Genomic DNA, 4,097 nt, shown 5'->3' with positions numbered 1-4,097 from the left:
GACCTCGACGTCATTCGCGGCGGGTGCCAACCTCGTCGTCTTCGAGAACTCCGAGAACGCGGATGCCGCATGGAAGCTCATCGAATGGCTCACCCAGCCGGACACGCAGGTCGCGTGGTTCGAGGCCACTTCTGACCTTCCGTCCCAGGAGAGCGCGTGGACCGACGATGCGCTAGCGGGCGACCCCAAGGCGTCCGTCTTCGGTGAGCAGTTGCAGAGCGTGAAGAGCGCGCCGGCGCTGGAGACCTGGCCGCAGGTCTCCGATGCCGCTGACACGCTCATCGAAGAGATCGTCGTCAGCGGGAAGGACCCAGCGCAGGCCATGGCGGAGTTGCAGTCGACCGCGGAGTCGCTCGGAACGGGTTCCGACTGATGGTGTCTGCCACCAGGCCCGTGGCCACCGGAGCCGGCAACCGCCGCTCCGGTGGCCGCGGGCCGGTCGGAACACGGCGCAGAGCGACCATGGTCGCCTACCTGTTCGCGTTGCCGTTCGTTCTGACGTTCACCTTCTTCATGCTTTTCCCCTTGGTGTCGTCGCTGTCGATGTCGTTCACCGACTTCACCAACCGGGACATCTCCAGTCCGCTGGCGATCACCTTCGTTGGCTTCGACCAGTACGCGGAGCTGTTCAGCAACCGTCAGTTCGTCCGATCGATGTTCAACACGTTCTACTTCGTGGCGGTCGGCATTCCACTGACGATGGTGGTCGCGCTCGCGCTCGCCGTGGCTCTGAACAGTGGGATCACCCGGTTCCGGACAGCCTTCCGCGTCGGGTTCTATGCGCCAGTGGTGACGAGCATCGTCGCGGTGGCTGTCGTGTGGCGATTCATCCTCCAGCCGGACGGCCTGCTCAACACGGTGCTGAGCTGGGTGGGGATATCGGGGCCGGACTGGCTCAATGACACGAGGTCGGCGATGCCGGCCATGATCCTCATGGCCGTGTGGCGGAACATGGGCACGCTCATGATCATCTTTCTCGCCGGCCTGCAGCAGGTGCCGCAGGATGTCCTGGAGGCGGCGCAGGTCGACGGGGCGTCGAGCTGGCAACGTTTCTTCCGGGTCACGCTGCCGATTCTGCGCCCGACCTTGCTCCTCGGAGCCGTGCTGCTCTCAGTCGGCTTTCTCCAGTTCTTCGAGGAACCGTTCGTCATGACCCGTGGAGGTCCTCTGGACTCGACCCTGTCCATCAGCTATTTCACCTACAACCAGTTCGGCTTCGGGAACTACGGCGTAGCTTCGGCGGCGAGTTATGTGCTGTTCGTCGCGATCGCGCTACTGAGTATCTTCCAGTTCCGAGCCTTCCGATCGAAGGACTAGGCCGTGGCTGCACCTGATGTTCATGTCGTCCGCCCCCGGCAGGGCACGCCCGGGAATCCGACGCCACGCCGGCCTCGGAAAAGGAGGCCGGCCCCAGGACGCACTCTGACCTACGTCGTGCTGACGATCGCGGTCGTCGCGACGTTCACCCCTTTCGCCTGGATGGTCGTCGGATCGGTCAAGACGCAGAGCGAACTGCTTCAGCGGCCGCCGACGTGGTGGCCGGAGTCGCCGACGCTTGACAACTTCGCCGCCTGGTTCGGTGACCTTCAGATCGAGCGCTTCTTCATCAACAGTGCCGTAGTGGCAGTGTTCACCGTGCTCGGAAACCTGTTGTTCTGCTCGATGGTCGGCTATGCACTGGCCAAGATCGAGTTCGCCGGGAAGCGTGTGCTCTTCGTCCTGGTCATGGTGACGCTCATGGTTCCGGGCGTGGTCACCTTCGTGCCGCTGTTCGTCGTGGTCAGCAAGCTCGGCCTCGTCAGCACATATCCGGCTCTCATCCTGCCATTTCTTGCCAGCCCGCTCGGCGTGTTCTTGATGCGCCAGTTCATCATGGGAATTCCGGACTCGCTGATCGAGGCGGCTCGCATCGATGGTGCGGGTGAGGTTCGCATATTCGCGGGAATCGTGATGCCGCTGTGCGGTGCGCCTCTCGCGACGCTGGCGATCCTGACCTTCCTCAGCTCATGGAACAACTTCCTGTGGCCACTCGTCGTGGCCCAAAGCGAGGACATGTACACCCTCCCGGTGGCGCTCTCGCTCTACTCCACAGGCCAGAACGCCACGAACTACGGGGTTCTGCTCGCCGGATCGGTGCTCGTCATCACACCGGTACTCGTGCTGTTCGTCGCGCTGCAGCGCTACTTCACCCAAGGAATCGCAATGACAGGGATCAAATGACTATATCCGCGGACTCGCTCGACAAAGGCTCACAGCAAGCGGAGGGTGGCGCCCTTGCCATCGGCACGGGTTTGCAGCCGGTGATCGCCGGTTTTCATCCCGATCCGACTATCTGCCGCGCCGGCGACGACTACTACCTGGCCACGTCGTCGTTCGAGTACTTTCCCGGGGTGCCGCTGTTTCACAGCCGCGACCTCGTCACCTGGGAGCTGATCGGCAACATCCTCGACCGGCCGAGCCAGCTACCGCCAGGAGCGGGCGACAGCCGCGGCATCTTCGCCCCGACGTTGCGGTATCACGACAACCGCTTCTGGCTGATCACGACGGACGTCTCCCACGGCCGAGGGCACATGATCGTCACGGCTGCCGACCCCACAGGGCCGTGGTCGGAGCCGGTGTTCATCGACGGCGTGCCGGGAATCGATCCGGACATCGCGTGGGACTCCGACGGGACCTGCTACGTGACCTGGTGCTCGAACGATCCCGCGACGAAGGGTATCGCTCAGGCCGCCGTCGACCCTGACAAGGGCGTCCTGCTGGAGACCCCGCGCCTGTTGTGGACAGGTACCGGTCTCGCCTGGCCGGAAGCTCCCCATCTCTACCATGCGCGAGGGTGGTGGTACCTGGTCATCGCCGAGGGCGGGACGGAGCGGGGTCACTGCGTGTCCGTGGCGCGATCACGCGATATCACAGGACCGTTCGAGGGCGCTGGTCACAATCCGATCTTCAGCCATCGCAGCACGCGGCACCCGGTGCAGAACGTGGGACACGCGGACCTCGTGCAGCGCCCGGACGGCGAATGGGCTGCCGTCTATCTGGGTACCCGCCCGCGCGGCGTCACCCCGCATTTCCATGTCAACGGGCGTGAGACATTCCTCGCGGGTGTCGACTGGACGGACGGATGGCCGGTCTTCGACGAGTCCCGGTTCAGCGCGCGTCCGTACGACCACTCCTTCGTCGAGGACTTCCGGTCTTCCCGGCTGCATCCGCGCTGGGTCTCGCCCAACGCCGCACCGGACGCTTTCAGGGCACACGAAAGCTCCGGGGCTATCCGCCTGAGTGCTGATGCGAGCGAGAGGGGCGAACCCGGGATGCTCGCCTTCCGCACTCGAGATCAGACGTGGTCGGTCACGGCGAAGGTCGCTCTCGACGGAGGCACCTTCAGGCTGGCGTTGCGGCTAGACACCCGGCACTGGTGTTCGGTCGACGTTGACCGGGATTCGGTCCGGGCGCGGCTGCGGATCGGCCCGGTAGAGACCGACGTGGCCAGCGCCGAGCTCGATGCCGATGGCTCCGTCACGCTGTGCATCGAGGCGCGCGAGCCGCTGACCGATGGGCCCGACGACATCGTCCTCGGCTTCGTGTCGAACGATGGCTACCGCACGCTGACGTCGTTCGACGGCAGGTACGTGTCGACAGAGGTCGCCGGCGGCTTCACCGGACGGGTGATCGGCATGCAAGCGCTCACCGGCAATGCGACGGTCCACGAGGTGGTGTACGCCACGGCGAAGTGAGCGCACATCTGACTGCCCGAGCGACGTACTACTGGTGATCCATTTGCGCTCTTCTTCGTCCGGACATAGACCAAAGGTCTAGATGTTGCCTCGGCGTCGCCCATTGTCCACACGTGTCAGGCAATATGCCTGCAATGCCTGACGATCGGAGGCCGATGACGCAGCGACGCAAAGCACCGATGCTCGACCGGCGAACATTTCTTCAGCTCAGTGGCGTCAGCTCAGCCGCCATTGCGCTGGGTATCTCAGCGCCCGAAGCATTCGCCGACGAACGCACACCGGTGCCCGAGGGAGTGTTCGGTCTGGGGATCGCCTCGGGTGAGCCCGGGTCTCGCAGCGTGGTGCTATGGACCAGGCTCGCAC

Annotated in this window: 5 protein-coding genes; all 5 read left to right on the top strand. The window is 64.4% G+C overall.

Annotated elements, in window-relative coordinates; translation table 11 throughout:
- The coding region (locus tag ELR45_RS36340) for an extracellular solute-binding protein (RefSeq protein WP_205855638.1) at positions 1 to 373 on the top strand (373 nt) is incomplete at its 5' end.
- Positions 373 to 1,317, top strand: a complete 945-nt coding sequence (locus ELR45_RS00845) for a carbohydrate ABC transporter permease (protein ID WP_129662674.1) — start codon at positions 373 to 375, stop codon at positions 1,315 to 1,317. The genes ELR45_RS36340 and ELR45_RS00845, both read left to right, overlap by 1 nt.
- 3 nt (positions 1,318 to 1,320) lie before the next feature.
- Positions 1,321 to 2,220, top strand: coding sequence for a carbohydrate ABC transporter permease (locus ELR45_RS00840; RefSeq protein WP_129662672.1), 900 nt, complete (start codon positions 1,321 to 1,323; stop codon positions 2,218 to 2,220).
- Positions 2,217 to 3,734 (top strand): glycoside hydrolase family 43 protein, encoded by a 1,518-nt coding sequence (locus ELR45_RS00835; protein ID WP_129662670.1) that lies wholly within the window; start codon positions 2,217 to 2,219, stop codon positions 3,732 to 3,734. The genes ELR45_RS00840 and ELR45_RS00835 overlap by 4 nt, the downstream gene beginning before the upstream one ends.
- A 155-nt stretch (positions 3,735 to 3,889) precedes the next feature.
- On the top strand, positions 3,890 to 4,097 hold a 208-nt coding region (locus tag ELR45_RS36335; RefSeq protein WP_240759043.1), incomplete at its 3' end, for a twin-arginine translocation signal domain-containing protein.

The organism is Phytoactinopolyspora endophytica, from assembly GCF_004138495.1.
Taxonomy (GTDB): domain Bacteria; phylum Actinomycetota; class Actinomycetes; order Jiangellales; family Jiangellaceae; genus Phytoactinopolyspora; species Phytoactinopolyspora endophytica.
Note: the sequence above shows the minus strand (reverse complement) of the source record. Positions and strands in the feature narration are given on the sequence as shown.